Source organism: Clostridioides sp. ZZV14-6150 (assembly GCF_020657875.1).
GTDB lineage: Bacteria > Bacillota > Clostridia > Peptostreptococcales > Peptostreptococcaceae > Clostridioides.
On record NZ_JAGWDA010000056.1, the window covers coordinates 1 to 499 of the forward strand.

At 27.1% G+C, this 499-nt stretch carries 1 protein-coding gene; it reads right to left on the minus strand.

Annotated elements, in window-relative coordinates:
* The coding region (locus KGF41_RS20510) for a glucosaminidase domain-containing protein (RefSeq protein ID WP_227857138.1) at window positions 1–499 on the minus strand (499 nt) is incomplete at both ends.

The window sequence follows — 499 nt, forward strand, 5'->3', positions numbered from 1 at the left end:
CTTATACCTCTTTTTATCCCTTCATCTACAGAATTAAAAGACATCCCTTTCATACCAAAGAAATTATTTTTATTTTTACAAAGTGAGGAACTACCATTAGCAGTTTCATGTATAGAAATAGCAGCCATTAAAGCTGCATTGACCTTGTAAGCATTAGAATATTTAACAAATATATTTCCTGTATTTGATAATTTACCTTTAAATACTTTATTCAATTTATTTATCATGTCATTATCTTCTTTACTTGTAGTACTTTGTACAGGACCATTTTTCTTTTCATCTTTATTATTAGTATTTCCACTACTATAACTTGATGAAGAATAAGAAGCAAATTCGTCTCCATCAACAAGAGTTAAATCCATAAAATGTGAATTATTTTCAAATGTATGTTTTACTTTCTCAACTAACATATAATTTTGTAACTCAATATCTCCTAAATCTAAAAAAACAGGTATTAAACAACCTGCTCTAACTCTAATGTCACCAAGCACATTTTTTA